At 69.0% G+C, this 574-nt stretch carries 1 protein-coding gene (cut by a window edge); it reads right to left on the reverse strand.

What is annotated here, in order from left to right; all coding sequences use genetic code 11:
- Positions 1-574, reverse strand: part of the annotated coding region (panB, locus tag K789_RS0115940; protein WP_024367625.1) for a 3-methyl-2-oxobutanoate hydroxymethyltransferase (this coding region is incomplete at its 5' end). 227 nt of the annotated region lie to the left of the window's left edge; 574 of its 801 annotated nt are in view.

Consider the following 574-nt stretch of genomic DNA (forward strand, 5'->3'; position numbering starts at 1 on the left):
CCGCCGTCGCCGCCGGAACCATCTCCATCAGGACGCAGAACGCCCCGGCGTCGGCGAGGGCAACGGCGTCGTCGATCAGCCGCTGGGCGTCGTCGCCGCGGCCCTGGACCCGGTAGCCGCCGAGGGCGTGCTCGCTTTGCGGGGTGAATCCGATGTGCGCCATCACCGGGATGCCGGCCTGGACCATGGCCCGGACGGTCTCGGCGTAGAACTTTCCGCCCTCGATCTTGACCGCGTGGGCGAGTCCTTCCTTCAGGAACCGGACGCCGGTGGCCACAGCCTGCTGGGCGGAGACCTCGTAGCTGCCGAAGGGCAGGTCCGCCACAACGAGGGCACGCTTGGCCGAGCGGGTGACGGCGCGGCACAGCGGGAGCAGCTCGTCCACGGTGACGGGCAGGCTGGTCTCGTTGCCGAAGACGTTGTTGGAAGCCGAGTCTCCCACCAGGAGGACCTCGATGCCTGCCTGGTCGAAGATCTCCGCCGTGTACTGGTCATAGGCGGTCAGCATGGCGAAGCGCTCACCGTTGAGCTTGGCCTGGCGCAGGTGGTGGGTGCGGATCTTCGCCACCGGCTT

The sequence above is a fragment of the Arthrobacter sp. TB 26 genome, from assembly GCF_000427315.1.
Lineage (GTDB): Bacteria > Actinomycetota > Actinomycetes > Actinomycetales > Micrococcaceae > Arthrobacter.